This is a genomic window from Serratia sp. CY33525, from assembly GCF_052169115.1.
GTDB lineage: Bacteria > Pseudomonadota > Gammaproteobacteria > Enterobacterales > Enterobacteriaceae > Serratia > Serratia sarumanii.
In genome coordinates, this window is the sequence record NZ_JBJNLK010000033.1 from 1 (window position 1) to 896 (window position 896).

Below are 896 nucleotides of genomic sequence, written 5' to 3' on the forward strand. Positions count from 1 at the left end.
GCCAGCTGCTCTGCGGTGCGTGGCTGCTGGGTCAGGTTCTGGCGCGAGAACACGAGCGTGGTCGGGCCGTCGTTGCGCTCGATGCCGTACTGCCACGCCACCGCCGATTCCACCTGGTCGCACGGGCGCCAGGTGCTCATGTTCGGGGTCACGCGCAGGCTTGCCAGCTGCTCCACCGGCTGGTGGGTCGGGCCGTCTTCGCCCAGACCGATGGAGTCGTGGGTGTAGACGAACACGTTGCGCAGCTTCATCAGCGCCGCCATGCGCACCGCGTTGCGGGCGTATTCCACGAACATCAGGAAAGTCGCCGAGTACGGCAGGAAGCCGCCGTGCAGCGCGATGCCGTTGGTGATGGCGGTCATGCCGAACTCGCGCACGCCGTAATGAATGTAGTTGCCCGCCGGGTCAACGTTCAGCGCTTTCGAGCCTGACCACATGGTCAGGTTGCTCGGCGCCAGGTCGGCAGAGCCGCCCAGGAACTCCGGCAGCACCTTGCCGAACGCTTCCAGCGCGTTCTGCGACGCCTTGCGGCTGGCGATGTTGGCCGGGTTGGCCTGCAGTTTTTCCACGAACGCCTTGGCGTCGGCTTTCCAGTCGGCCGGCAGCTCGCCGTTCATGCGGCGCTTGAACTCGGCGGCCAGCTCCGGGAAGGCCCTGGCGTAGGCGGCGAATTTGTCGTTCCAGGCCGCTTCTTTGGCCTGACCGGCTTCTTTGGCGTCCCACTGGGCGTAGATGTCCTGCGGGATTTCAAAGGCGGCGTATTTCCAGCCCAGCGCTTCGCGGGTGGCGGCCACTTCGGCGGCGCCCAGCGCGGCGCCGTGCACGTCATGGGTGCCGGCCTTGTTCGGCGAACCGAAGCCGATAACGGTCTTGCACATCAGCAGCGACGGCTTGTC

The 896-nt window shown here is 66.4% G+C and carries 1 pseudogene; it reads right to left on the reverse strand.

Annotated elements, in window-relative coordinates:
- A pseudogene (locus ACJ8IM_RS25170) lies at window positions 1–896 on the reverse strand (transketolase); the annotation flags it as partial.